The sequence below is a fragment of the Agromyces intestinalis genome, from assembly GCF_008365295.1.
GTDB classification, from domain to species: domain Bacteria; phylum Actinomycetota; class Actinomycetes; order Actinomycetales; family Microbacteriaceae; genus Agromyces; species Agromyces intestinalis.
This window is the reverse complement of sequence record NZ_CP043505.1, coordinates 124,044-146,484: the sequence shown is the minus strand read 5'-3', so window position 1 is coordinate 146,484 and position 22,441 is coordinate 124,044. Positions and strand designations below refer to the sequence as shown.

At 69.8% G+C, this 22,441-nt stretch carries 23 protein-coding genes; 8 read left to right on the top strand and 15 right to left on the bottom strand.

Annotation, left to right across the window (positions count from 1 at the left end):
* Positions 1-52 precede the first annotated feature (52 nt).
* Positions 53-442 carry a hypothetical protein gene (locus tag FLP10_RS17525; RefSeq protein WP_210418447.1) on the bottom strand — a complete coding sequence of 130 codons (390 nt, stop codon included), beginning with the start codon at positions 440-442 and terminating at the stop codon, positions 53-55.
* Positions 443-1,456: 1,014 nt separating this feature from the next.
* On the opposite strand from FLP10_RS17525, the gene FLP10_RS00705 reads away from it, so the two are divergent.
* On the top strand, positions 1,457-2,809 hold the full coding sequence (locus FLP10_RS00705; RefSeq protein ID WP_149159123.1) for a hypothetical protein: 1,353 nt from the start codon (positions 1,457-1,459) through the stop codon (positions 2,807-2,809).
* An 82-nt stretch (positions 2,810-2,891) separates the two neighbouring features.
* On the opposite strand, the gene FLP10_RS00700 is transcribed toward FLP10_RS00705, so the two are convergent.
* Positions 2,892-3,905: an aldo/keto reductase gene (locus tag FLP10_RS00700; protein ID WP_149159122.1), complete on the bottom strand. Its 1,014-nt coding sequence runs from the start codon at positions 3,903-3,905 to the stop codon at positions 2,892-2,894.
* Positions 3,906-3,980: 75 nt separating this feature from the next.
* Here FLP10_RS00700 and pdxR point away from each other — a divergent pair, with 75 nt between their 5' ends.
* Positions 3,981-5,468: a MocR-like pyridoxine biosynthesis transcription factor PdxR gene (gene pdxR, locus FLP10_RS00695; RefSeq protein ID WP_149159121.1), complete on the top strand. Its 1,488-nt coding sequence runs from the start codon at positions 3,981-3,983 to the stop codon at positions 5,466-5,468.
* Between the two features lie 185 nt (positions 5,469-5,653).
* Here pdxR and FLP10_RS00690 read toward each other — a convergent pair whose 3' ends face one another.
* Positions 5,654-5,977, bottom strand: coding sequence for a hypothetical protein (locus FLP10_RS00690; protein WP_149159120.1), 324 nt, complete (start codon positions 5,975-5,977; stop codon positions 5,654-5,656).
* Between the two features lie 196 nt (positions 5,978-6,173).
* Here FLP10_RS00690 and FLP10_RS17650 point away from each other — a divergent pair, with 196 nt between their 5' ends.
* Positions 6,174-6,404 carry a PaaI family thioesterase gene (locus tag FLP10_RS17650; protein WP_246150091.1) on the top strand — a complete coding sequence of 77 codons (231 nt, stop codon included), beginning with the start codon at positions 6,174-6,176 and terminating at the stop codon, positions 6,402-6,404.
* Positions 6,405-6,576: 172 nt separating this feature from the next.
* On the opposite strand, the gene FLP10_RS00680 is transcribed toward FLP10_RS17650, so the two are convergent.
* Entirely contained in the window at positions 6,577-7,560 is a 984-nt protein-coding gene (locus FLP10_RS00680) for an AraC family transcriptional regulator (protein ID WP_149159118.1), read from the bottom strand.
* 113 nt (positions 7,561-7,673) lie between these two features.
* Here FLP10_RS00680 and FLP10_RS00675 point away from each other — a divergent pair, with 113 nt between their 5' ends.
* From FLP10_RS00675 to FLP10_RS00660, 4 genes are all read left to right on the top strand, one after another.
* Entirely contained in the window at positions 7,674-8,558 is an 885-nt protein-coding gene (locus FLP10_RS00675) for an NAD(P)H-binding protein (RefSeq protein ID WP_246150089.1), read from the top strand.
* A gap of 17 nt (positions 8,559-8,575) precedes the next feature.
* Complete coding sequence (locus FLP10_RS00670; protein WP_149159117.1) at positions 8,576-9,046, top strand: anthrone oxygenase family protein; 471 nt, start codon at positions 8,576-8,578, stop codon at positions 9,044-9,046.
* A 152-nt stretch (positions 9,047-9,198) separates the two neighbouring features.
* Positions 9,199-9,792, top strand: a complete 594-nt coding sequence (locus FLP10_RS00665; protein WP_149159116.1) for an OsmC family protein — start codon at positions 9,199-9,201, stop codon at positions 9,790-9,792.
* Positions 9,674-10,993 (top strand): NAD(P)/FAD-dependent oxidoreductase, encoded by a 1,320-nt coding sequence (locus tag FLP10_RS00660; RefSeq protein ID WP_342780551.1) that lies wholly within the window; start codon positions 9,674-9,676, stop codon positions 10,991-10,993. Before FLP10_RS00665 ends, FLP10_RS00660 begins: the two co-directional genes overlap by 119 nt.
* Positions 10,994-10,996: 3 nt before the next feature.
* Here the strand turns inward: FLP10_RS00660 and FLP10_RS00655 are convergent, their stop codons facing one another.
* From FLP10_RS00655 to FLP10_RS00640, 4 genes are all read right to left on the bottom strand, one after another.
* Positions 10,997-11,659 carry a class I SAM-dependent methyltransferase gene (locus tag FLP10_RS00655; protein ID WP_149159114.1) on the bottom strand — a complete coding sequence of 221 codons (663 nt, stop codon included), beginning with the start codon at positions 11,657-11,659 and terminating at the stop codon, positions 10,997-10,999.
* Between the two features lie 10 nt (positions 11,660-11,669).
* Positions 11,670-12,710 (bottom strand): alpha/beta fold hydrolase, encoded by a 1,041-nt coding sequence (locus tag FLP10_RS17645; RefSeq protein ID WP_149159113.1) that lies wholly within the window; start codon positions 12,708-12,710, stop codon positions 11,670-11,672.
* Between the two features lie 121 nt (positions 12,711-12,831).
* On the bottom strand, positions 12,832-13,566 hold the full coding sequence (locus FLP10_RS00645) for a hotdog fold domain-containing protein (protein ID WP_149159112.1): 735 nt from the start codon (positions 13,564-13,566) through the stop codon (positions 12,832-12,834).
* A 4-nt stretch (positions 13,567-13,570) separates the two neighbouring features.
* Positions 13,571-14,029, bottom strand: coding sequence for a DUF4406 domain-containing protein (locus FLP10_RS00640; protein WP_246150087.1), 459 nt, complete (start codon positions 14,027-14,029; stop codon positions 13,571-13,573).
* A gap of 23 nt (positions 14,030-14,052) precedes the next feature.
* Between FLP10_RS00640 and FLP10_RS00635 the strand changes: the two genes are divergently transcribed.
* On the top strand, positions 14,053-14,850 hold the full coding sequence (locus FLP10_RS00635; protein WP_425457624.1) for a DeoR/GlpR family DNA-binding transcription regulator: 798 nt from the start codon (positions 14,053-14,055) through the stop codon (positions 14,848-14,850).
* A gap of 24 nt (positions 14,851-14,874) precedes the next feature.
* Here the strand turns inward: FLP10_RS00635 and FLP10_RS00630 are convergent, their stop codons facing one another.
* The 7 genes from FLP10_RS00630 to FLP10_RS00600 form a co-directional block, all read right to left on the bottom strand.
* Positions 14,875-15,198 carry a hypothetical protein gene (locus tag FLP10_RS00630; protein ID WP_149159111.1) on the bottom strand — a complete coding sequence of 108 codons (324 nt, stop codon included), beginning with the start codon at positions 15,196-15,198 and terminating at the stop codon, positions 14,875-14,877.
* Positions 15,199-15,272: 74 nt separating this feature from the next.
* Positions 15,273-16,988: a carboxylesterase/lipase family protein gene (locus tag FLP10_RS00625; protein ID WP_149159110.1), complete on the bottom strand. Its 1,716-nt coding sequence runs from the start codon at positions 16,986-16,988 to the stop codon at positions 15,273-15,275.
* A 115-nt stretch (positions 16,989-17,103) separates the two neighbouring features.
* Positions 17,104-19,944, bottom strand: a complete 2,841-nt coding sequence (locus FLP10_RS00620) for a helix-turn-helix transcriptional regulator (RefSeq protein WP_149159109.1) — start codon at positions 19,942-19,944, stop codon at positions 17,104-17,106.
* Between the two features lie 46 nt (positions 19,945-19,990).
* On the bottom strand, positions 19,991-20,428 hold the full coding sequence (locus tag FLP10_RS00615) for a nuclear transport factor 2 family protein (protein WP_149159108.1): 438 nt from the start codon (positions 20,426-20,428) through the stop codon (positions 19,991-19,993).
* A complete protein-coding gene (locus tag FLP10_RS17875) occupies positions 20,425-21,099 on the bottom strand; it encodes a VOC family protein (RefSeq protein WP_149159107.1) in 675 nt (224 codons plus the stop codon). The genes FLP10_RS00615 and FLP10_RS17875 overlap by 4 nt, the downstream gene beginning before the upstream one ends.
* A gap of 123 nt (positions 21,100-21,222) precedes the next feature.
* On the bottom strand, positions 21,223-21,711 hold the full coding sequence (locus tag FLP10_RS00605; protein ID WP_149159106.1) for a hypothetical protein: 489 nt from the start codon (positions 21,709-21,711) through the stop codon (positions 21,223-21,225).
* A 56-nt stretch (positions 21,712-21,767) separates the two neighbouring features.
* Positions 21,768-22,211: a hypothetical protein gene (locus FLP10_RS00600; RefSeq protein WP_149159105.1), complete on the bottom strand. Its 444-nt coding sequence runs from the start codon at positions 22,209-22,211 to the stop codon at positions 21,768-21,770.
* Positions 22,212-22,441 lie beyond the last annotated feature (230 nt).

Below are 22,441 nucleotides of genomic sequence, written 5' to 3'. Positions count from 1 at the left end.
ATTCACGAGGGCAGTGAGTGACGTTCAGAACACCCATCGACGGTGAGTCGATTCATCCCCAGGACTTGCCAGATTTTCGAACGCAAGCTAGGCACGATCCGTGGCCGACTGATGCCGGCCACCCGGAGGGCGACGCGATCCGCCACGCGGTGCGGCCCGCCATCGCCTGCCCGGCCTCACGGGCTTCGTCGGCAAGCAGCCGGTGCCCGAACTCCGGGTCATCGCGGTGCGCGTCGAAGAGTGCGTTCGCCCGGTACGCCTCGACCAGCTCGGCGTCGGTGATCGGGTCGGCCAGCCACCGGTAGTAGGGCTGGCGGGCGAGCTTGAGCACCCGGCACGTCACCGAGACAGGGACCTTCCTGTCCTCGGCGAGCTCCTTCACGAGCGGGTAGAGCTGTAATGGCTTCTGGCGGGCCTGCGGCCCGCTGACAGGCTGGGCCACGGCTCGGTCGTGTGACTCCTGGTAGAACCGACCCGCCCCCAGGGCGGTGTCTTGAAAAGGACGTGTCCACGGTCTGAGTCCCCCCGGCGTGTCCGGAGACATGATTCCTTGGAAGGAACGTCTTCACGGCACGTCCCAGCAAGTATCCGCGAACTCGTGGGCGCGCGGTTCGGATCATCGTCGACGGCACCGGCACTGGTGGCCTCGGAAATGGCATCCGGAGACAGTACCGGCACGAACGGCCACCACCAGCTCGACGCGGCGTGGCAGATGCAGGGCTGGCCGGGCGGGGGAACCCGACCGATGACTTGATCCGCGCACGTTTATCCAACACTTTTGACTCAAGATGCGCCGAGAGTGATCGAGATCAACAGGTAGCATCGAACCTCGACAGCGATCGTCGCGGCAAGGAATTCCTGATCACGTCGAGATTGAACGAGGCATCCCGGTTCCGATCGAGACCACGACTCGAACCCCGGCAGATCCATCGGTCACGGGTTCAAGTCCCGTCCGCCCTACTCGGCAGATTTCGCCGCCTATTCGGCGCACATGTTGTTCTGTGGATCGCGCGCTCGAGCATTCGGGGTAGTCTCGCGGCCTCTCGGGCGAGCTGGACACGAGCGCTGACTTGCCTGAACGAGCGGTCGGCTGCGCAGGCCCGGTGGACGGCAGTGTGGCTTCTCCCGGGCTCATGTCCGTCGCACTTCTGCCCGAACGGGCAAGAAGGGCTGCCCATGGCGGGCCTGCGTTGACGAGAACGGAACCGGCAGACTCGAAACCGTGAGTGTTCCGGCGCGGGAAAGGTCGACGAAGCGTGCATCGGTACGCACACCGACTGCCACCGAGGTCGGCACCGACTCGCGCTCGGCCGCGTGGATCCGTCTCCAGCGCACGGCTGGCAACTCAGCCGTCGCCGGGCTACTGGACGTCCAGCGGGACAGGAAGGCCCCGCCCACGAAGTCGCCGGTCACCGACCCGCCGGAGAAGCAACTCGCCGACATCCAGGGCCACGCCATGGACTCCCTGCTCCCCGAGCTGGCGGCGCTCGAGGCCGAGGTGCGGGGGGACGAGGCGATCGGCATGGCCGTCGGCGGGACCCGCCTCGTCATGGCCATGCAGACCGTCAAGGCGAAGACCGCGAAGACCGCGTGGAGGACCTTCCTCGACGCCAAGAAGGCCGACTTCTCAACGTGGCCGCCCGACCAGATCGGCTCGATCCTGCGCTTCCTCGGCGCCGCGTCGGAGAGCGCGGCGATGCAGGAGCTGGCGGTGAGCGAGCTGTCAGAGCTCATCGCGACGCCGCCGGAGGAGCTGCCGCTCACCTCGGAGGGCCGAACCGATCTCATCCGGAAGACCGTCGGCCAGATGGCCGCGAAGGAGATGGGCTATGGCTCGACTCGGCCCTTCGTGGACGATGTCAAGCAGCGCGTCCTCGTCTCGATCTACATGCAGTACACGCAGGCGGGCACCGAGAAGGGACTGGCCAAGGGCTTCAGCTACCCGAACCGCAAGGGGGACGGCACCGAGGGCGTCGCGGCAAAGGTGAACAACGCGGCCGAGGGCTTGTGGGGGCCGAACAAGGGCGGCGACGCTTACTACTTCGAGCTGTCCGACCGGGGCAAGCGGAACGCCTACCAGGCGATCACCGCGCTGTTCACGCCGCAGACCGATCCGAAGGCCCGCACGCTCATCCACTGCGACTACCTGATCAGCGTGATCGAGTTCCGAGCGTGGGCCGAGACGATCGGCGTGGAGATGTTCAATAGCAACGTCAGGATGGGCAACATCGTCCCGGTGCTCAAGTACGACGGCTTCGCCGACCTGGCCAAGAGCACGAGCATCTCGGACGGCAAGAACGTCGTGACGACGCAGCCGCTGAGCAAGGTCACGCTGGCGAGCGAGTCCGAGCTCGTGATCGGCGACCACGTCGTCTTCTACAACGACCCGACCTACGACCCTCTCACGAAGGGCGACCCCGACGTGTGGAAGCTCGAGAACGCTGTCGTCGTGAGTTCCGGCAAGAGCGGCCTGCTCTTCCAAGGCCACGGCTACCCGACGCCCCTGCCGAAGAGCGCGTTCATGAATGCCCTGTGTGCCAAGTACAACCTGCACGTCGCCCGAGCGAGGAAGCTCATCGCCGAGGAGAAGCAGGCGAAGGGCACCGCCAAGGCCGCCGCCCGCACCAAGCGTGAGACGCTCTACCCGCGCGTCCTGAACGTGGGCGGCACGTGGGTGGTCAGCGGCGAGAGCACCGTCACCGGAACGATCGCGAGAAGGCCGCTCGGGGAGCTCACCCCCGCGACGGCACCCGGCCTGCGCCACCCGAGGGACAACGCGCTGATCGCGCGCCGTCCCGTGCGGGAGTAACGGCGACAGGGATCGCATTCCTCGTGGCCGACTGAACGACCATGCTGGACCACTCGCCCGCGATCCGACGGATGTCCTGGGCTCAGGCCGCAACCGGCGCGGTGTGCAGGGCTGCCCACTCCGAGTCAAGGCGGGTGCGTACCTCCGGGTCGAGGTCGAGTTCGGCCGCGCCGAGCGCTTCCTCCAGCTGAGCGACGCTCGAAGCTCCGACGATCGGCACGACAGGCGTCTCACCGCCGAGCATCCAGGCGAGCGCGAGCTGGTTGGGTGTGACATCCAGCTCTGCCGCGATCCCGCGCAGGCGGTCGAGTCGCTCGTGCGAGGTCGGGTGATTGGTGCCGCCCCAGAGCGACTTCGCGGGGTTCACGAGCGCGCCCTGGTGCAGTGGAGAGTATGCCACTACGGTCAGCGGCGGGCGGCCGTCGACGCCAGTGGATGCCGCGTAGTCGAGGAGCTCAGGCGTCGCGAAGTTGAGCCGTCCCTGTTCCGGGTGCACATAGCTGTACTGCTGCTGCACGAGTCCATAGGGAGCGATACCCTGCCGAACGGCCTCCTCGCGGGCCTCGACGACACGCCAAACAGCGACGTTCGAGATACCCGTGATGCCGACGACGCCCTCGTCCTGCAGTGCGCCGAACGCGCCGACCGTTTCGGCGAGCGGGGTGTCGCGGTCGTCGACGTGCCCGTAGAGCACGTCGAGGTGCTCGACGCCGAGGTGCCGCAGGCTCAGGCGGGCCTCAGCGTCGATCACACGGGCACTGAGGCCCTGGAAGTTCGTCGGGGGCGTGCTCGAGAGCGGGAGCTTCGGGTCGCGCTTCGCCGCACCGAGCTTGGTTGCGATGCGCACCCGATCGCGCACGCCGGGACGGCTCGCGAGCCAGCGGCCGATCACGTCCTCGGAGTCGCGGCCATAGCCCTCACCCCACGCGTTGTAGTTGTTCGCCGTGTCGAGGAACGTGCCGCCGGCGTCGACGAAGCGGTCGAGGATGGCGAACGCGGTCGGCTCGGGCGTGCGAGTGCCGAACCACATCGTGCCGAGGCAGATCGTGGACACGTCGAAGGCGGTCCGGCCGTTGCCGATGGTGCGGTAGCGCATAGGTGGAACTCCTGTCGAGACGAGTGGATGCTTCAACGGTAGGCATCCATAGGTCCGGCACTACAATCCAACTTCATGTCTTCTGACCAGGCCAATCTGGGGAATACCGCCCTCGCGTGGGAGGTGCTGCTCGATCTCGATGCCGAGGCCGGGCGGCTCCGAGATCGCATGGAACGGGCGTTGCGTGCCGCGATCGGAGATGGCCGTCTCGCGCCAGGCTCCGTACTGCCGCCTTCCCGGCTGCTCGCAGCACGACTCGGCATATCCCGCTGGGTGGTCACCGAGGCCTACGGGCAACTCGTGGCCGAGGGCGTGCTCGAAGCGCGCGTGGGCGCAGGCACGCGTGTTCCGCCGCCCAAAGCCTCTCCGCTCGCGCAGGCACTCCCGCCGCAATCGGGTCGAGGTGATCGGCGCGCCGACGTCGGCGGGGGCGCGGTCGACATGGCGACCTCCAGGCCGGCTCCGGCACGCTTCGACCTCGGAGCCGGGAAACCCGATCTCCGGTTCGCGCCCCGCGATCGGTGGATCGCGGCCATGCGCCGAGCCCTGGCCGTGCTGCCTGACGCCGAACTCACCGAATCGCCTCGAAACGGAAATCCACGTGCCCGCGCCGCGGTCGCGGCCCACCTCGTCGCCTCGCGCAATGCGCTCACAGGCCCGGCCGAGGTTGTGGTCACAGCCAGCACGCGCGACGCGGTGGACCGGGTGGCGGCGGCACTGCGAACGCTGGGGCACACCCACCTGCTCGTCGAGGACCCGAGCTGGTCGGCGCTGCGTACGATCGCCGCCCAGCATGGCCTCGCGCCGGTGCCGGTACCGGTCGACGACGACGGGGTCGACGTCGACGCGCTCGTGGATACCGCGCACCGCACGGGTGCGCGAGTGGCCCTCGTGACGCCGGCACATCAGTTTCCGCTCGGTGCGGCGCTCTCGCCCGGGCGGCGCGAAGCCCTCGCGCGGTGGGCGCGGGAGCAGGACGCCGTGCTGATCGAGGATGACTACGACGCCGAGTTCCGCTACGATCGACGGCCGATCGCGGCGCTGCAACGGCACGCGCCCGAGCGCACGGTGCTGCTCGGCTCTCTCAGCAAGAGCGTCTCACCGGCGTTCGGCATCGGTTGGGCGGTCGTACCGGAGTGGCTGCAGGCCGCGCTTCCGCCGACATCATCCCGGCCGTCGACGCTCGACCAGCTGGCCTTCGCCGAGTTCGTCGAGGGCGGCGACTTCGCGCGGCACCTGCGTGCGAGTCGCATTCGCCTCGGCCGGCGCCGTGCCACGCTCGCGGCGGCGGTTGCGCGCGAGCTCCCCGGCGCCAGGCTGACCGGCATCGAGGCCGGCATGCACGCCGTACTCGCGCTGCCGTCCGGCATGACTGCGGCATCGGTCGTCACGGCGGCCGCGGCGGCGGGCGTCGAGGTTTCGGATGCCGCGTGGTACCGCGCCTCGGAGACGCCGCGACCAGAGGCGCTCGTACTCAGTTACGGCAATCTCGCCGACCCGCTCGTCGATGAGGCGGTCGCAGAGCTGGCGCGCATCATCCAGGGCTTGGTGCCGCGCCGATAGCCATGCTTCAGGGACACCCGCTGAAGGGGATCATGAGCCCCCGGCGAGTTCGAGGTCGTCCAGGACGTCATCGCGCGTGATCTCCGGGTAGGTCTCACGCCACGACCGGACGTGCACCTTCGCCATTGCGAGTGCATCATCCGGATGTGCGGCGCGCACGACCGTGGGAGTCGGGCCGCCCCTCATCAGGATGCTCCGCCGCCGCTCGTCAGCCGGATCGGGAACAGCTGGGTACGGGCGATGACCCGATCGCGTTCCTCGCTCATCGCGGTGCGCCGAGGGTCCGACAGATAGCTCTCGAGCGCGTCGCGGCTGCCGAATCGATAGATCTGGACTTCGTTCGGGCGGCCATCTTCACCGTCGGCGATCGCACGGTGTACGACCGCACCGTCGTGGTCGCCGAGCAGGCTGAGCACGCGATCCTCGTAGTCGCTGAGATCGTCGGCGTGTCCCGGGGCGGCCCAGAGAAGGCAGCAGAGGACCAACGCCTCGCGTTCGTCGATGTTCATGCGGATCGATTCCTCTCGTCGATGGGTGTGGTGTTCGATGGAGTGACGGTGTCCGCATGCCTGCGAGATGGCCACGCACAGGAAGGACGCGCGAGTTGACCACGTTCCCTCGGTCCGGCCGGACCCGAACGACCGACGGCGCGGAGCTGGAATGGATCTCGCAAGGGCAGGGGAGCGCGCTGCTGCTGATCGCCGGGTGGCGGATCGCGGTCAGTTCGCCGTCGGCGTCCACAACGAGACCGACTTCATCCGCGCCGTCACGGATGCGCGACTCTCCGTCGTCGCCGAAGCGTTGCAGCAGGGCAGGGTCCAACAGCTCTGGGAGGTCGTCATCCGCGACGAGCGTGGCGTCCTCGTCGCGCGCGGGACGCTCCGGCTCCAGAACATCCCGCGGCCGGTGCCGTCTGCCGGTGCTCCGGAGCGTTGAGTACCTCGGTCGTGGCCGCGGGTGCGTTGGGAGCGTGTCGACGTACTGATCGATCTCGATCCGGATGTCGGCGAGCCGCCGGGAGATGGGAATCCCGTCCGATACCGGAACGAACTGCTGCGCGTGTTCGATTCGAACCGCGACCGATCCCGCTCGCGGGCGAGCCTCGTACTCAGAGAGCGTTCGACCCCGACGCCGACGCCGATGCCGGCGCTGCCTGCCGGCGCACGGCGCCCGGCGTCTGCCCGATGGTGCGGGCGAACGCGCGGGTGAAGGCTGCCTCCGACTCGTAGCCGACTTCGGCGGCGACCTGGGCGACCGTCGCGCGGTCGTCGCGCAGCCGGTTGACGGCGAGGCTCATGCGCCAGCGAGTGAGATAGGCCATGGGCGCCTCGCCGACCATGCCGGTGAATCGTGCGCTGAACGCCGATCTCGACATCGTGGCGACGCGTGCGAGCTGCTCGAGGTTCCACGCTCGGTGGGGTTCGGCGTGCATCGCCTCGAGGGCTCCTCCGATCCGATCGTCGTGCAGGGCCAGCAGCCAGCCGTCGTGCGAGGTGGGGTCGTGTGCGAGCCAGGCGCGAATGGCCTGCACGACGAGGATGTCGGAGAGCCGCGTGGCGACGGCCTCCGCGCCGGGTTGCGCGCGAGTGAGTTCGTCGGCCATGAGGCGCAGGGTGTCTCGGACGGACGACGCCATGACAGGTTCATCGCCGCTCACCGTCAGTATCTTCGGCAGGCCGCGCACGAGCTCGCGGGCGGCCGGGTCATCGAACGCGACGATTCCGCAGATCAGCTGTGTCGCACGGCCGCCACCGCCGTGCCGGAGCACCGAATAGTGCGGTCCGAGGTAGTGCTGCGGGAGCAGGTCGACCCGCGATGACCCGATACCCGGCGAGCTCAGGATCTCGTGCCCACGGCCGTGCGGCACGAGTGCGAGGTCACCGGGACGCAGTTCGACGGGGTCGACGCCGTCGACGCGGAGCCAGCACGATCCGAACGTCGGCACGTGGAAGCTCACCGAGTCGGGGATCGCCGGCATCTCCAGCCCCCAGGGCTGGGTCAGCTCGGAGCGGCAGTAGAAGACCCCGCGCATCCGCAGTGTCTGCAGGACCCGGGCGATGCGGTCTCGGCTGTCCCATGGTGTGGCTTCCATGCCTCCATGGTGTCGGAATGCTGCTCAGGCATCCTGTCAACCTGGACGAATGAGCAAGAAATCTCGACGAACCGGCATGGATGCGCCAATTGAATCCTCCTACCGTCGGATGAGTGAACATCTCGACGAAGGAGCGACACATGTATGCGGTAGCTGGAGCGACGGGACGCGTGGGATCGGCAACAACGCGTCACCTGCTGGCGGAGGGTGCTGAGGTGCGGGTACTCGTTCGGAACCCCGAACGCGTCGAGGAATGGAATCGGCAGGGCGCGGAGGCCCGTGTCGTCGATCTCGGTGACCGGGCCGCCGTTCGCGAGGCGATCACCGGGTGCGACGGCCTCTTCGTACTGTTGCCGTTCGATCTCACGGTCGATGACCTCGACACCTACGCCGACGCGGTCACGAGGTCGGTCGCCGGCGCGGTTGCAGACAGCGGAATCCCGCATGTCGTCATGCTCTCCTCCGGGGGCGCCGACCTCCCCGGCGGTACCGGCCCGATCGCGGGGATGCACCGGATGGAAGAGGCGCTGCGGGCGACGGGCACCGTGCTGACCGCGCTCCGGTCGGGGCATTTCCAGGAGAAGGTCGGCGACTTGCTCGCGGCGGCACGGGAGGGGGTCTATCCGGTCTTCGCCTCGTCGGCCGACGTCTTGGTTCCGATGGTGGCGACGCGCGATCTCGGTGCGACTGCCGCGCGGGCGCTGTTGTCGCCGGATGCGACGAGCACATCGATCGACGTACGCGGTCCTGCGTACTCCGAACGAGAGGTCGCCGGGATTCTCGGAGCGGCGCTGGAACGCGACCTCGACGTCATCGTGCTGCCCGAGGACGCATGGGCGCCCTCGCTGATCGACGCCGGTTTCCGTCCCCATGTGGCCGAGAGCCTCGCCGAGCTCTACCGCGCCGACGAGCGGGGCCTGCTGGCGCCCCGTGGGGATCGCGTGGTTGGCGTCGACACTCCGATCGAGGCGACGATCGCCGCCCTCATCGCGGCGTGATCGGTGTGGAGACCGGGATGAACGGGCTTGCAGAAGCGGTGCTCGTCGCCGCGATCGCCGGCAACGGACTCCTCGCGGGGGTGTTCTTCGCCTTCAGCTCCGGCGTGATGCCAGGGCTGCGCCGCGTCGACGACGATGCGTACGTGACCGTGTTCCGCGCCGTCGATCGAAGCATCGTCAACGGCCCGTTCATCGTCGTGTTCCTGGCTGCGCCCATCGCGACGGTCGCCGCCGCAGCGTTGCACCTCGACGCTGCCGCTCAGCATGCACTGCCCTATCTCGTGGCGGGTCTCGTGCTCTCGTTGGTTTCCTTCGCGGTGACGGGCGTCGTCAACGTGCCGCTGAACAATCGGCTCGCTGCTGCTCCCATCGGCGACGCCCAGCTTCGGAAGGAGGCGCGCGACCGATTCGAGGTGCGGTGGAATCGGTGGAATCACGTGCGCACCGTCGCCAGCACCGCCGCGTTCGTCGTTCTCGCGCTCGCGTGACGGTGACGATGACGTCAAGCGACTGCGTCGCCCGCCACGCGACCGACCGGCGACTCGGCCGTTCCGGACGAACGACGGTGGCCCGGCCGGGCCATCTTGGATTGGCTCATCCGAGCGATGCTCGCCGCGTGGTGCGTCGCTGGAATGGGCGCATGTCGAACACACCAGATTCCAGCCCCACGAAGATCCGCCAGCCGCTGAACGGCGTCGACGTCCCGAACCTGTTCGCGACCCTCGACGCGGTGCGGCAGACGCCGGAGCTTGCCGCGTTCCGATTCCGCGCCCGCAACACCTGGCGGGCGGGAACCCATTCGAGTACGGAGATCTCGGGCTTCCACGGCGCACTTCACGAGATGGCGCACAAGAACGTCACCTTCCTCGACAGCGACCACCCTGCCGTGCTCGTCGGCGCCGACAACGCACCGACTCCCGTCGAGTACGTGCTGCATGCGTTGGCGAGCTGTCTCACCGCCGGCATCGGAAACATCGCTTCGGCTCGCGGCATCCGTCTCGACCGTGTGAGTTCCACTGTGGAGGGAGACATCGATCTGCTCGGGCTGCTCGGTCTCTCAGATGATGTTCGCAACGGATACCGCTGGATTCGCGTGACCTTCGAGATCAGCGGGGATGCCGACGACGAGACGCTGCGTGGTCTCGTGGAGCAGTCCCGGCGTCGGTCGGCGGTGTACGACGCGCTGGTCAACCCGACCCCGGTCGAGGTCGAGGTCGACGTCGTCACTCGCTGACGAGCCCGACGACCGAGCGATCATGAGGAGCGGTTATGACGTGGTGGTCGTGGGGGCACGGATCGCTGGTGCCTCCACGGCCATGCTCCTTGGTCGCGCGGGGCTGCGCGTCCTCGTGCTCGAGCGGGGGCGGCCGGGTACGGACACGGTCTCGACGCACGCGCTGATGCGTGCCGGCGTGCTCCAGCTATCCCGGTGGGGCCTGCTCGATGCGGTCGTCGCGGCCGGCACCCCCGCAATTCGAACGTCGACGTTTCGCTACGCCGGACAGCCTCCGCTGCGCATCCCGATCCGCCCGAGCGCGGGGGTCGAAGCATTGTCCGCTCCTCGGCGTCGCCTGCTGGACGGCATCCTCGTGGACGCCGCCGCAGATGCAGGTGCCGCCGTCCGTTTCGGTGCGAATGTCTCGGGCCTACTGCGTGATGGGTCCGGACGGGTTCGCGGTGTCGCGACCGTCGACGGACGGCGATACAGCGCTGACCTCGTCGTCGGCGCCGACGGCGTCCACTCCCGGATCGCATCGCTCGCCGCGGCCCCGGTCATCGCGACGCGGGTCGGCGCGAGCGCCGTCCGATACCGGTACGTGGAGGGGCTGGATCCCGACGGCTACGAGTGGAGTTACGGCTCCGGCGCCGCAGTCGGAGTGATCCCCACCAACGATGGATGCCACTGCGTCTTCGTCGCGACGACCCCGGAACGAATGAGATCGACTCGTGCCAGCCTGAACGCTGAATCGGCGTTCGACGCGATCTTGCGCGCAGTGGACCCGGCGCAGGCTGATCGTGTCGCGGGAGCGCGCCTGGTCGGCCGCGAGACCGGATGGCGTGGAAGAACGGGATTCCTGCGCCAGTCCTGGGGTGCCGGATGGGCGCTCGTCGGCGACGCAGGCTCGTTCAAAGACCCGATCACGAGCCACGGGATCTCCGACGCTCTGCGCGACTCGGAGCTGCTCGCGCACGCCATCGTCGATGGACTCGGCTCTGCCGGCGAGCAGGCCGCGCTCGAGTCGTACCAGCGCACCCGCGACCGATTGACGTTGCCGCTTCTCACTGCCGGCGCCGATGTGGCGCGCTATGACTGGGCGGACGAGGAGATTCCCGGCATCCTCCGGCGACTCAGCGCAGCGATGGTCGACGAGGTGTCGATGCTGGAGCACCTCGCCCTGCCCGGCTCGGAGGTGCGCAGCATCTCGGCGGGATGAGGCTCACCGCCAGGCGATCCCGCAGATCGCGGTGTTGACCGGGTAGAACACGCTGCCGCGCAGTATCCGATCGGAGACGGAGGTGCGCTGGAATCCAGCACGCTCGATGACGGCGGCGGTGTCCCGATGCGGGTCGCAGCCTTCGAACGTCCACCCCCACGGTCTGCGCACTGCGCGCTGGACCCAGGAGCGGATGCTTCGCGGGGGACCTGCGACGTGCTCGACGAAACGGAACCGTCCACCTGGTCGGAGCACACGTCTCACCTCCCGGAGCACGGCATCTGGATCCGCCACGGTGCACAGCACGAGGGAGCAGATCACCTCGTCGACGGACTCGTCGGCGAGGGGGATCCTCTCGGCGTATTCGGTGATGAGTCGCAGTTCGACACCAGCCTGCGCGCAACGCTTCGCGAGAGCCGCGTGCATGCGGGAATTCGGTTCGACGGCGACGAGTTCCGCTCCCGGTGGAAGATAGCGAAGATTGGAGCCGACGCCGGCGCCGAGCTCGACGACGGTCCGCGCAGCCAGGCTCCCGAACGCCGTCCTCTTGAGGGGCGCGGTGACGCGATTGATGTACGCGTCGAGGGCCGAGAAGAACCAGGCGTTGAAGCGGCCGCGCAGGGCGTGGTCGAACGGTATCGTGCGCGTGACCGTGCGTTCACTCATCTCGATCGCCTCACAGGACCCCGTGGGCAGTCGCCCACACGGCGGCTGCCGCACGGGAGCTGACGCCCAGCTTGGTGCGGATGTTCGCCATGTGCCGGTGAACGGTGTGCGGACTCAGCAGCAGGCGCTTCGCGATCTCGGGGTCGGTCATGCCCTGGGCGGTCAGGGCGAGCACCTCGCGTTCCCTGCCGGAGAGTTGCACCGGTCTCACCGGGGGAGCGACTCGCCGCTCCACAGCGGTGCCGGTGAGAAAGGCGATGACCTCGTTCGCGATCCGCACACGGTCGCCACGCCACGGGAAATGGTTGGCGCCGTCGACCACGACGAAGTCGGCATGCGGAATCGCCGCGGCGAGTTCTCTGCCGAGCTCGAGTCGAATCGCCCGATCGTCCCGGCGGTGAAGGACGAGGGTCGGCACGCCGATCTCGCCCAGCTCAGCGGAGCAGTCGAACGTGTACAGGGCCTTCAGCGAAGCGGCAGCCTGATCAGCGGTTGTGCAGCGACGCTGGAACTCGGCGAACTCGGCGCGCTCCTGCCAGGTCGATTCAGGGAGGAAGAGGTCCGCGAGTACACGCGACCCGAGGCCCCAGTGCCTCTGCGTCGCGGCGATCAACGTGTCGCGCACGGCCGGGGGCGAGATGTCGGCACCACGGGCGTAGCCGCCGCACAGCACGAGCTTCTCGACACGCCCGGGATGGCGCGCAGCGTAGACCGCTGCGGCGGCGCATCCCGACGACCCGGCAAGCAACGTGAAGCTGTCGAGTTGGAGTGCATCGACGAGCCCGGCAAGTGCGCGGTATTCCGCTTCGAGGGTTGCCGGTGGTGCACCGGCACCGCCCGACAGCCCCGTGCCGGGCCGGTCGTAGCGGATGACGGTGCGATGGCGTCCGAGACGTTCCAGGTAGTCCCGGAAGCCGGCGTCCGCCCAGTTGAGCCGGAGGTGACTGCACCACCAACCCGCCACCACGAGCGCCGGACCAGAGCCAGTCGCTGCCCAGGCGACGGGTGTGCCGTCGAATTCGACGTAGCGGACGAAGAGGTCATCGCTCATCAGCCTGCCCTCGGGCTCGTCCAACCTGACGGAGCGCAGGTCTGGGTGGTCGGGGTGAGGAGTCTCCACCCCCCGGCGCATGAGATCGATCATCCTTCTGCCTTTCGACTGGTGTCCCGCATCAGACGGCGACCCGGGCGTGGTTCCTCGGTGTTGGCATGGCGACTTCGACCCACGTCACCTCGGCGGACGCGACGGTGCGTCCGGCGCCGTCGAGGACGGCGGAGGCGGTGCGGTGCGAGCGAGTGCCCTTGCCGGTACGCCAGCCGACGACGACGAGTCGCTCGTCGGCGTCGACCGCGCGCTCGACGTGCGCGGTCAGCTGCCCCGTGACCGCGACGGTACGGCTGGGCAGCAGATCAGACGGGAAGCTGGTGCAATCCAGCGCACCCCAGAGGATCTCAGGGCGCAGGGCGCCGTTCACGGCGAACCGGGGCGGTGCCGAGAGCGGAGCGATCAGCACATCGCGGAGGCGACGGGAGTTGCCGAAGACGACGCCGATACCGTCGGGCCGGGTCGGAGAGCAGACCACGCAGTCCGAGAACAGGTGACGAACACCGACGAACGGGTGGCGCTGAGATGCCTCGAGTGCCTCCGTGAAGGAGGGTGCGAGCGGGGCCTCGTGTCGAAATGGGGCGATCGGCTCGGCTTTCGCGATGAGCGTGTCGTCGTGCGCGATCGAGACCATGCCGCTCGGGCCATCGTGCACGGCCAGGTCGGCATCGAGCGGAATGGGATTCAGCAGTCGCACTCGGGCGGAGCCGCCGACGAGTTGTGCGAACATGCCCGATGCGATGCCGCCCTGCGCGGCATCCACCAGACCGTTGAGATGGGGAGCGATGCGTATGGATGTCATGCCATCAGTCCAGTGCTCGGTCTTCGCCTGTGGCATCGCTCGGACGAGCCAGATCGGGATGGCCGGTTCGGGCCATCCGATCTCGGTTCGCGCTCGGGGTTGCGTGTGGGATCTCGTCGATCGAGTAGTACACCGGGATGCCGCGCTCGCGTGCGATCGCGACGTCGCGATCGGCCCCGTGGGAGTCACCGGCAAGCCGCAGCACGGCGTTGCAGTGCTGCAGGAGACGCTCGGCGGTGGGGTACATCACCTCGCTGGCCAACGGATCGGCCGGCCCGCTCGCCCCCGCGCGTGCCAACACCGGGAGCGCGACCCACTCGCCGATGATGGGCACGTGCCCGGCCTCGAAGATCGGCCAGGCGGCGCTCTCGAGGCGCTCGAGGTTCTGCGCCATCAGATCGAGGCGCCCGTTCGTGCCGGATGAGTAGGGGCCGGCGATCAGGATCAGCAAAGGCTTCCGCACAATCGGCATGATACAGTAAAAACGTGCACAAACAGGAAGGATCGATGATGCTGGCTGCGTCGCGGAAAAGTCTGCTTCTGGACCGTCTGCGCCGAGACGGGCGCATCATCGCGAAAGAGGTGGCCGCCGAGCTGGGTCTCTCCGAAGACAGCATTCGGCGCGATCTGCGCGAACTCGACGCGGCCGGTCTCGCGGTGCGTGTGTACGGGGGCGCGCTCCCGGCCTCCCCGGCCGTCGCCGACTACGCGACCCGCACCGCCGTCGCAACCGACAGCAAGCGGCGGGTTGCCGGTATCGCCGCCGCACTCATCGAGGACGGCGCGACGATCATTCTCGACGGCGGCACCACGACGCTCGCGATGGTCGAGGCACTCCCGAGAACCTTCCGTGGCACGATCATCACGCACAGCCCGACCATCGCTGCAGCACTTCTGGACCACGACGCCGACGTGTTCCTCATCGGGGGACAGCTGTTCAAGCACTCCGCGGTGGCCTGCGGTGCAGCCGCAGTCGAAGCGGCGGAAAGGATCAGCGCCGATCTGTTCTTCCTCGGCGTCACCGGCGTGCATCCCACGACCGGGCTGACGACGGGGGATGCGGATGAGGCCGCGATGAAGCGCGCGCTCGCATCACGCGCCGCCGAGACGTATGTGCTCGCCAGCGACGAGAAGATCGGCGCAGCGTCGCGCTATGCGGTCCTGCCGCTCGACGCGGTCGCTGGCGTCATCACCGATCTGTCGACGAACGACCCGATGTCGCGAGAACTCATCGACGCCGGCGCAAGGCTGATTCACTCCAGCGCGGTTTCGGGTCGCAGCTGATCGGCCGGTGGGCCGCCGCCACCCTCAGAATCCCCCGTTCGCGACCCGGTTCGCGATCGCCCACCAGCCGTAGGGGATGCCGGTCGGGTTCACGGCGACGCCGAGACCGAGCGTCGAGGCATCCGGAACACCGGCGAGCCAACCGATGACGAGGTCGATGCGGCCGGGCCGTCTTCCGGTCGCCGCCGCGTCGCGGCGGGCCGACCGCTCCCAGAGCAGGTTCGCCTGGGATGGGGTGAGCCGTTGGAATGCGGCGACCTCGGCCGTGGTGATCGCCGATCGACGGTGCGGCTGCTCGCGCTCGTACCGCTTCACCACCCGGATGTCTCGAACCGATGCTTGGAACATGGCGGCCTCTCGACGGCTCGTGCGATGCGGGTGCCGGGGGTGCCGGTGACGGCACCCCCGGCGGGGTGTGCGATTCAGAGGTTGGCCAGCAGCGCGGCGGCCGCCCAGACTCCGCACTTGTGCGTGAGGGCGAAGTCGCGCTCGACCTTCGACGCGGGCGTCTCGAGGGAGACGATGCGCGGGTTCAGCGCCTTGAACTGCGGCCACTGCACCGCCTCAGTCGACGGCGAGCCGATCGCGGCGAACTGCACCCACGCGGCGCGCATGTTCGCGGCGAGCTGCTCCTGGTCGGGTGAGAGCCCGCCGGGCAGCTGCGAGTTCGGGAGGTCGAACAGGTACTGCAGCTCCGACTGGTGCGTCGCGGCGAACGGTGCGCCCAGGCCGTCGGGGACATCGCGCTGGGGGGCCAGCGCGTCGTTGAACTCGTATGCGAACGTCGGCACGTATCGCGAGGCGGCGATGTCGAGCGCATACGCGGGGCACGAGAAGTTCGCGTCGGAGTTCAGCGTGCTGAACGCGTGCGCGGGGGTCGCGTACTTCGACAGCGGGTACGCCGCCGCGATCAACTTCGCCTTCGTCGTGCTGATGCCGAAGTTCGTCGCGATCGTCGATACGTAGTTCGAGGCGTCGATCGGGCCGGGAAGCAGGATCGTGGCGCCCTTCGTCACGCTTCGACCGATCGTGGTGAAGATCCGCTCCTCCTGCGTGTTCGTGCCGTTGATGATGGGCACACGATTGAACCGACCGGTGGCGATCGCCGAGCCGACCGATTCGCGCAGCACCGTCCCGTCGACGTAGCCCGGCGTGAACGAGGCCTGCTCGTGGGCGACGAGCGTGTCGACCGACACCGCGCGCAGGCACTCGGCGGACTGGTCGGGGCATCCGACCGCAACCGCGCTGGCCTGGCCGGCCTGCTCGGCCTGTGCGAGCGACTGCTGCTGGAGTGCGAACGCACCCGCCTGGATCACCGCGCGGTGGAACAGGCCTTTCGCCCCGGGGGAGGCCAGTTGTGCGAGCACCGAGAGACCACCGGCCGAGTGACCGACGATCGTCACGTTGTCGCGGGCGCCGCCGAACTGATCGATGTTCTGCTGCACCCAACGCAGGGCCGCCTGCTGGTCCTGGTAGCCGAAGTTGCCGGTGCTTGCGCCCGGGCCGTCGGCGAGTGCGGGATGCGCGAGGAATCCGAGCAGCCCGAGTCGGTAGTTGAACGTGACGACGATCGCGCCGTCGCCCGCGAGCTTCGTGGGGTCGTAGTCGGCGCCCTCACCGTACGAGAAGCCGCCACCGTGGATGTACACGATGACCGGCAGCTCGCTGCTCGCCGCGGCATCCCTTGCCGGGGCGGTCACGTTCAGGTAGAGGCAGTCCTCGCTCTGCCCCCACGGGCTCGGCGGAGCCTGTGGGCACACCGGCGGGAACACGGTCGCGTCACGGGTGTCGGTCCATGAGGCGACCGGCTGCGGGGGAGTCCACCGCAGTTCACCGGTCGGCGGAGCCGCATACGGGATGCCGCGGAACTCGACGCCGGTGGGCGTGGCGATGCCCTGCACGGGCCCGTCCGCGGTCTGCACGACGGGCGCGTCGGGCGTGTCGGGCGCGTCGCTGGATGAACCGCTCGACGCCGTGGCGCTGAGGGTCTCGGCGTGGGCAGGCGGGACGATCGACGCCCAACAGGCGACGAGCACGACGATCGCGGCGGCGACCGCTGCGATCGAGAAGGCGATGCGCTTCGCGTCGACGGCGCGTGCCGACGTGCGAGCGACTCGGGAATGGGTGTGGATGTTCATGGCTCCACGGTCGTGCAACCGTTCCCGGGGGGCACCTGTGCCGGTGACGGGGAAGCCCCCCGGTATTCTGCCGTCGGGATGCCCGGGTGTCCGGTGCGCGGGTCCGTCGGGGCGGCTACGCGGGTGCGGGCTGCGTGACCCGCATGGCACGTGCGAGCTGTCGTCGAGACGAGACGTCGAGTTTCACGAAGACCTTGCGGAGGTGCCATTCGACGGTGCGCGGGCTGAGGAAGAGCTGCTCGCCGATCTCGGGATTCGTGCTGCCCGACGCAGCGAGCAGGGCGATCTGGCGCTCCTGTGCGGTGAGCTCGTCGACGGGGCTCGCCGCCGGCTTGTGCACCACCTCGCCGGTGGCGGCGAGCTCGCGCCGGGCACGCTCCGCGAACCCGTCGCCGTGGGTCTCCACGAAGAGCTGGTGCGCGAGCCGCAGATGCTCGCGCGACTCGACGCGACGGTTCCGACGGCGCAGCCACTCGCCGTAGAGCAGGTGCGCGCGAGCGAGCGCGGTGCGGATCCGCGTGCGCCCGAGGCGCTCGATCGCTTCGAGGTGGAGCGGTTCGGCCAGGTCGGCGGCGGCGACGAGGGCTGCGGAGCGAGCCGCGAGCCCCCGGGCCCAGTCGGTATCGGATGCCGCGGCGAGCTCTTCGAGCCGACCGAGCGCCTCCGTCCCGAGCTCGGGGGAACCCGCGCGTACGGCGGCTTCGACCCGCTCGGGCAGGATCCATCCGGCGAGCCCGAGGTCGTACGGGTGACCGGCCGCCGAGTCCGTGGCTGCGAGCGCCTCGGGGTAGCGCCCGAGCGAGTTGTACAGCATCGCGTCCTGCCACGCGACCGTGGTGAACCACTGCCCCTCACCGCGCTCGAGGATCTCGGGCCGCAGCCGTTCCGTCACCTCGGCCTTCGTGCGCTCGTCGCCCCGGAACGTGGCGAGCCAGCCGCTGCGCGTCATCGACGTCGGCATGCCCGTCGCTTCGACGATCGGCTGCAGCTCCTGCGCGACGGACATCGCCTCGTCCGTCCGGCCGCTGAGCAGCAGCACCGACGCGCGCTCCGCCATCAGCAGCGGAAGCTGCGAGAACGCGCCCTGGGTGCGGCTGATGCGCACCGCTCGTGCGGCGAGCAGGTCGTAGGCCGAGTCGTCGAGCAGGGCGCGCGCGACGGCGCAGGCGATGGGCAACCACTGCAGCAGTCCGCCGGGGGGCGCGGCGTCCTCGCCGAGCCCGCGGCGCGGGTCGGGTTCGGCGGCCGGCCCGGCCGGATCGTCGGACTCGGCGAACGCCACGAGCCGATCGAGCCCGCTTCGCAGCGTCGGGGCCGCAGCCGCGTACCCGTCGACGATGAGCACCGCGAGCCCGTGCAGTGCTTGCCGTGCGGCGCGGGCGGGCCCGCTGAGCGGCGGCGCCGGGTCGGCCGCGAGCACCGCCGCCGCCACCTCGGCGGGCCCGACCTCTTCGGCGTGCGTTCCCGCGGAGAGCGCGGCGATCACCGCGTCCGCGTAGGTCGCCAGGGCGGTCTCTCCGTCGTGTCGTTCGAGCAGGCGCGCGGCGGTCACTAGGCGCGCCGCGGCGCCGCGGCCGCGAGTCGTGCTCGAGGCCACGTGCGCGCGCACCAGCTCGATGCGGGCACGCTGGTGCTCGTCGAGCAATTCGGGCTCGGTCAGGTCGAGCAGTCGCAGCGCATCGGACATCGCTCCCGCCCGGTACAGGTCTTCAGCGGCCATCAGCGCGCGTCTCGAGCGCATCGTCGGGTCGGGCGTGAGCTCAGCGCCGCGCGCATGGAAGGTCGCGCCGGCGGCCAGCCCGCCACGCGCCTGCGCTCGTCGGGCGGATCGGACCAGGTCGGCGGCGACCTCCTCGTCGAACCCGATCGCCGCTTCGGCCAGGTGCCACGCCCGTCGGTCGGGATCGGCGGACGCATCGGCACTCGCGGCGAGCGCGCGATGCACCGCGCGTCGGGCGCCGACGGGGCTCGCGCGCACGACCGCGGAGCGGATGAGCGGATGCCGGAACCTGACGCGCGCGCCGAACTCGATCAGCGTCTCCTCGATCGCGGGGCTCATCGCATCCGCCTCGATGCCGAGCGAGCCCATCGCCCGTTGGATCAGGACGGGATCACCCACCGGCTCCACCGCGGCGACGAGGAGCGCCGAGCGCGTCTCGGCCGGAAGCTCGCCGATGCGGTCGACGAACGTGTCCTCGATGCGGCTCGTCACGCTCGCTGCCGCCGTCATGCCGTAGCCGCCCGCGATCTCGACCGCCCGCTTGCCGCGCGAGAGCTCGATGAGCGCCAGGGGGTTGCCCCTGGTCTCGGCGACCAGCCGGTCGCGGACGTCGGGATCGAGCGGGCCCGAGATCACGGACGCGAGCAGCCGCCGGGCGTCGGCGTCCTCGAGGCCCTCGAGGACGAGGTCCTCGATGCCGGCGAACGCGTCGTCGACGGGCTCGCGCACCGCGAAGACGATGCCGACCGACTCCGCCACGATCCGCCGCGCGACGAATGCGAGCACCTGTGCGGACGCCCGGTCGAGCCACTGCGCATCGTCGACCAGGCACAGCAGCGGTCGCGACGCCGCCGCGTCGGCGAGCAGTCCGAGCACCGCGAGCCCGACGATGAACCGGTCGGGTGCGTCCCCATTGCGCAGGCCGAACGCGACTCCGAGCGCCGCCGCCTGCGGCGCGGGCAGCGCGTCGATGCCGTCGAGCAGGGGAACGCACAGCTGGTGCAGACCGGCGTAGGCGAGTTCCATCTCGGATTCGATGCCCGTCGAGCGCAGCACCCTGCAGGCGGTGGCGCGGTCGGACGCGTAGTCGAGCAGCGCCGACTTGCCGGCACCGGCCTCGGCACGCAGCACGAGGGCGCGGCTCTGGCCGCCGCCGAGGCTCGCGAGCACGCGGTCGATCGCCTCGCACTCGCGCCGACGGCCCAGCAGTTGCGGGGCGGGCGCGCGGTGCTCCATGCTCGCCGATCCTATTGGGTTCACCGGCTCGCTCCCACTCCGCGGCTCAGTCCTGCAACCGTCGGATGAGGTCGATGGAGCGGATGACCCACCGCTCGCCGTCGCGGAGGTAGGTCTGGTGCATCCGGCAGTACCCGTGGTGCGCGCGGCCTGCCGCCGAGCCGTCCTGGCCGACGACGTACTCCGCCGCCCAGACGGCCTCGGCTCGCGACTCGGCTCGAAGGGTCAGCTCGCCCCCGAACGAATGCACGACGAGCGTGCCGCTGCCGGCCTCGACGTCGATCGTCGCGCCGATATGCGGACTGAGGGCGAACCATGCCAGCGAACCATCCGGTTCGTACACGCGCAGCTGCCCGTCGGCGGCGAAGCATCGTTCGAACTCGTCCCACGCGCGGTCGCCCGCCGCGCGACAGAGCCGACCCTGCAGCGAGCGGAGCTCCTCGAAGACGAGCAGCCGAGCCAGATGGGCCGAGCGTTCGGTCATTCAGGCAGCTCCTGGCCCGCGGCCGCCCGCACCATGTACTCGGCGTACCACTCGGGCCAACCGGCATCCTCGTGGCCGATCCTGGCCTCGTGCGCGCCGTGCGCCTCCGCGGCCGCGCGCAGTGCGGCCGCCAGCTCGGCGGGGGAGTCGTAGCGGGTCTGCACGACCCGGCCCGGGATCCGCTGGGTGACCTCCTGCACCAGCCACTCGTTGCCGTCGGGGTCCTCGAACGCGATCCACGAGCCGTACGAGCTGCGGTCGGGTGCGAGGCCGGGCACGCGCGCGATGGTGCCGCCGTGGTGGAAGACGCCGGTCTCATCGTGGAAGACCTCGCTGACGAGGGCCCCACCGGCCGCGAGCTCCTCACGCGCCGCTTCGATGTCGGATGCCACGAGCTGCAGCCCGCGGACCGAGCCGGGTGCGGCCTCCGTCACGCCGGTGCCGAAGATGATCGACGTCGGCGACCCGGGAGGCGTGAACTCGACGACCCGGTAGCCGGGTGCGATGTCGAGGTCGACGTCGAGCGTCCAGCCGAGCCCGGCGTAGAACGCCTTCGCCCGGTCGACGTCCGAGACGGGGATGACGACGACCTCGAGCTTCAGGGCAGGGGCCGCGTCTCGCACCTCGGCATCGGTGCGAGTCGTCTCGGTCGCGGTCGTTTCGGTGTCCATGGGAAGGGTTCCTTTCTCTGCGTGCATCGGTTCGTTGTCTCGAGGATGCTTCGCCGTCGCGTTCGGCGCGCCCGTCGGACTCACTGGCGCGCCCCCGGGTCGCCCCGACGGCCGCGCCGCCGGTCAGAGGCCGAAGTCCCAGAAGTCCCAGCCGCCGGAGGGATCGCCGATCGCTCCGCCCGGGTCGCCCCAGGAGGTCCATGCCGCCGAGGCGATCGCGTACCAGGCGACGGTGTCGAGCAGGGACGCGCCGACCCACCCGTGCTGGTCGGTGCCGGCGGGTGTTCGCTCGAGCGAGCGTACGGTCGCGGCCGGTCGACGCCGGCCGGCCCGTGCGACCGAGCGCGCCAGGTTGGCGGGGTTCGCGTCGACGGGCCGCTCGTCGCTCTGCTCGGCGTCCGCCGTGAGCCGCTCGAACAGCAGGTCGAGCTGTGCCGGCGTAAGCCGCTCGAACGCCTCGACGTGGGCGCGTTCGATGACGTCGGGCGGTGCGGTGCGCAGCATCCGCTGGTAGCGCTCGACGGCGCGCGCATCGCCGATGGTCGCGCCCGCCGGCAGCGCCTCGGTGTCGAGCTCGACCTTGCGGCCGAAGATCCGGTCGATCCATCCCATGGACGGTCCCCTTCGTGTGGTCGCTGACCGGCGCGGGCTCGCGCCCGTACCGGTCCTCATGCGGCGGCCGCCGTCTGGGCCCGGAGCGGGCCGCTGAACGACTTGCGCAGCGCGCCCGGTGCGACGAGCGGCAGGAGCAGCGCGAGCACCTTGGCCTTGAAGGCAGTCGGTCGGCGGGTGAGCTCGACATCGACCCGGGTGCGGTCGCCCTCTGGGGTGAGCTGGAACACCCAGCCGCCGCCGGGGCCGAAGACCTTCGAGTCGAGCGTGGTGATCGCGACGCGATTCGCGGCGGCGTCCCATTCGTAGTGCGCGTGCTCCCACGCGGAGGCGGTGCCCTCCGTCACGTCGGCCCAGTTCTGCCCGAGCGCGTGCACCTCGAAGTGGTCGGCGTCGATCGTCGGCCAGTTCTCGGCACGTGCCGGGCTGAAGTCGGTGAGCACCGCCATGAGTTCTGGTGCGCTCAACGTGGAGGTGAGGTGGAATCTGACGGTCGTCATGAGCTTTCCCTTCCGATGCCCGACCTGCTGGTCGGTCGTGCCGATCGGTCGGCACCGCACCACGTTCCCGCGAGAGCTGCCACCGACGCGCCCGGGTGGATGACCGGTCGACCCCCCGGGGATCACGGGCGGCATGGCGACCGGGGCTCGACCCGGGCGCGGCCCCGGCACCGTCACGGGCGCGATCCCGCCGCCCTGCGGCGCACGCTGGACGACAGTGCCGGCGAAGG

Excerpts from the sequence above, each read along its gene's own strand:
- FLP10_RS00700 (WP_149159122.1), bottom strand. The coding sequence starts at position 3,905 with ATGCGCTACCGCACCATCGGCAACGGCCGGACCGCCTTCGACGTGTCC.
- FLP10_RS00665 (WP_149159116.1), top strand. The coding sequence starts at position 9,199 with ATGTCGAACACACCAGATTCCAGCCCCACGAAGATCCGCCAGCCGCTG.
- FLP10_RS00645 (WP_149159112.1), bottom strand. The coding sequence starts at position 13,566 with ATGACATCCATACGCATCGCTCCCCATCTCAACGGTCTGGTGGATGCC.
- FLP10_RS00655 (WP_149159114.1), bottom strand. The coding sequence starts at position 11,659 with ATGAGTGAACGCACGGTCACGCGCACGATACCGTTCGACCACGCCCTG.
- FLP10_RS00625 (WP_149159110.1), bottom strand. The coding sequence starts at position 16,988 with ATGAACATCCACACCCATTCCCGAGTCGCTCGCACGTCGGCACGCGCC.
- FLP10_RS00680 (WP_149159118.1), bottom strand. The coding sequence starts at position 7,560 with ATGGAAGCCACACCATGGGACAGCCGAGACCGCATCGCCCGGGTCCTG.
- FLP10_RS00615 (WP_149159108.1), bottom strand. The coding sequence starts at position 20,428 with ATGACCGAACGCTCGGCCCATCTGGCTCGGCTGCTCGTCTTCGAGGAG.
- FLP10_RS17645 (WP_149159113.1), bottom strand. The coding sequence starts at position 12,710 with ATGAGCGATGACCTCTTCGTCCGCTACGTCGAATTCGACGGCACACCC.
- FLP10_RS17875 (WP_149159107.1), bottom strand. The coding sequence starts at position 21,099 with ATGGACACCGAAACGACCGCGACCGAGACGACTCGCACCGATGCCGAG.
- FLP10_RS00620 (WP_149159109.1), bottom strand. The coding sequence starts at position 19,944 with ATGGAGCACCGCGCGCCCGCCCCGCAACTGCTGGGCCGTCGGCGCGAG.
- FLP10_RS00605 (WP_149159106.1), bottom strand. The coding sequence starts at position 21,711 with ATGGGATGGATCGACCGGATCTTCGGCCGCAAGGTCGAGCTCGACACC.
- pdxR (WP_149159121.1), top strand. The coding sequence starts at position 3,981 with ATGTCTTCTGACCAGGCCAATCTGGGGAATACCGCCCTCGCGTGGGAG.
- FLP10_RS00690 (WP_149159120.1), bottom strand. The coding sequence starts at position 5,977 with ATGAACATCGACGAACGCGAGGCGTTGGTCCTCTGCTGCCTTCTCTGG.
- FLP10_RS00660 (WP_342780551.1), top strand. The coding sequence starts at position 9,674 with ATGCCGACGACGAGACGCTGCGTGGTCTCGTGGAGCAGTCCCGGCGTC.
- FLP10_RS00705 (WP_149159123.1), top strand. The coding sequence starts at position 1,457 with ATGGACTCCCTGCTCCCCGAGCTGGCGGCGCTCGAGGCCGAGGTGCGG.
- FLP10_RS00630 (WP_149159111.1), bottom strand. The coding sequence starts at position 15,198 with ATGTTCCAAGCATCGGTTCGAGACATCCGGGTGGTGAAGCGGTACGAG.
- FLP10_RS00670 (WP_149159117.1), top strand. The coding sequence starts at position 8,576 with ATGAACGGGCTTGCAGAAGCGGTGCTCGTCGCCGCGATCGCCGGCAAC.
- FLP10_RS00600 (WP_149159105.1), bottom strand. The coding sequence starts at position 22,211 with ATGACGACCGTCAGATTCCACCTCACCTCCACGTTGAGCGCACCAGAA.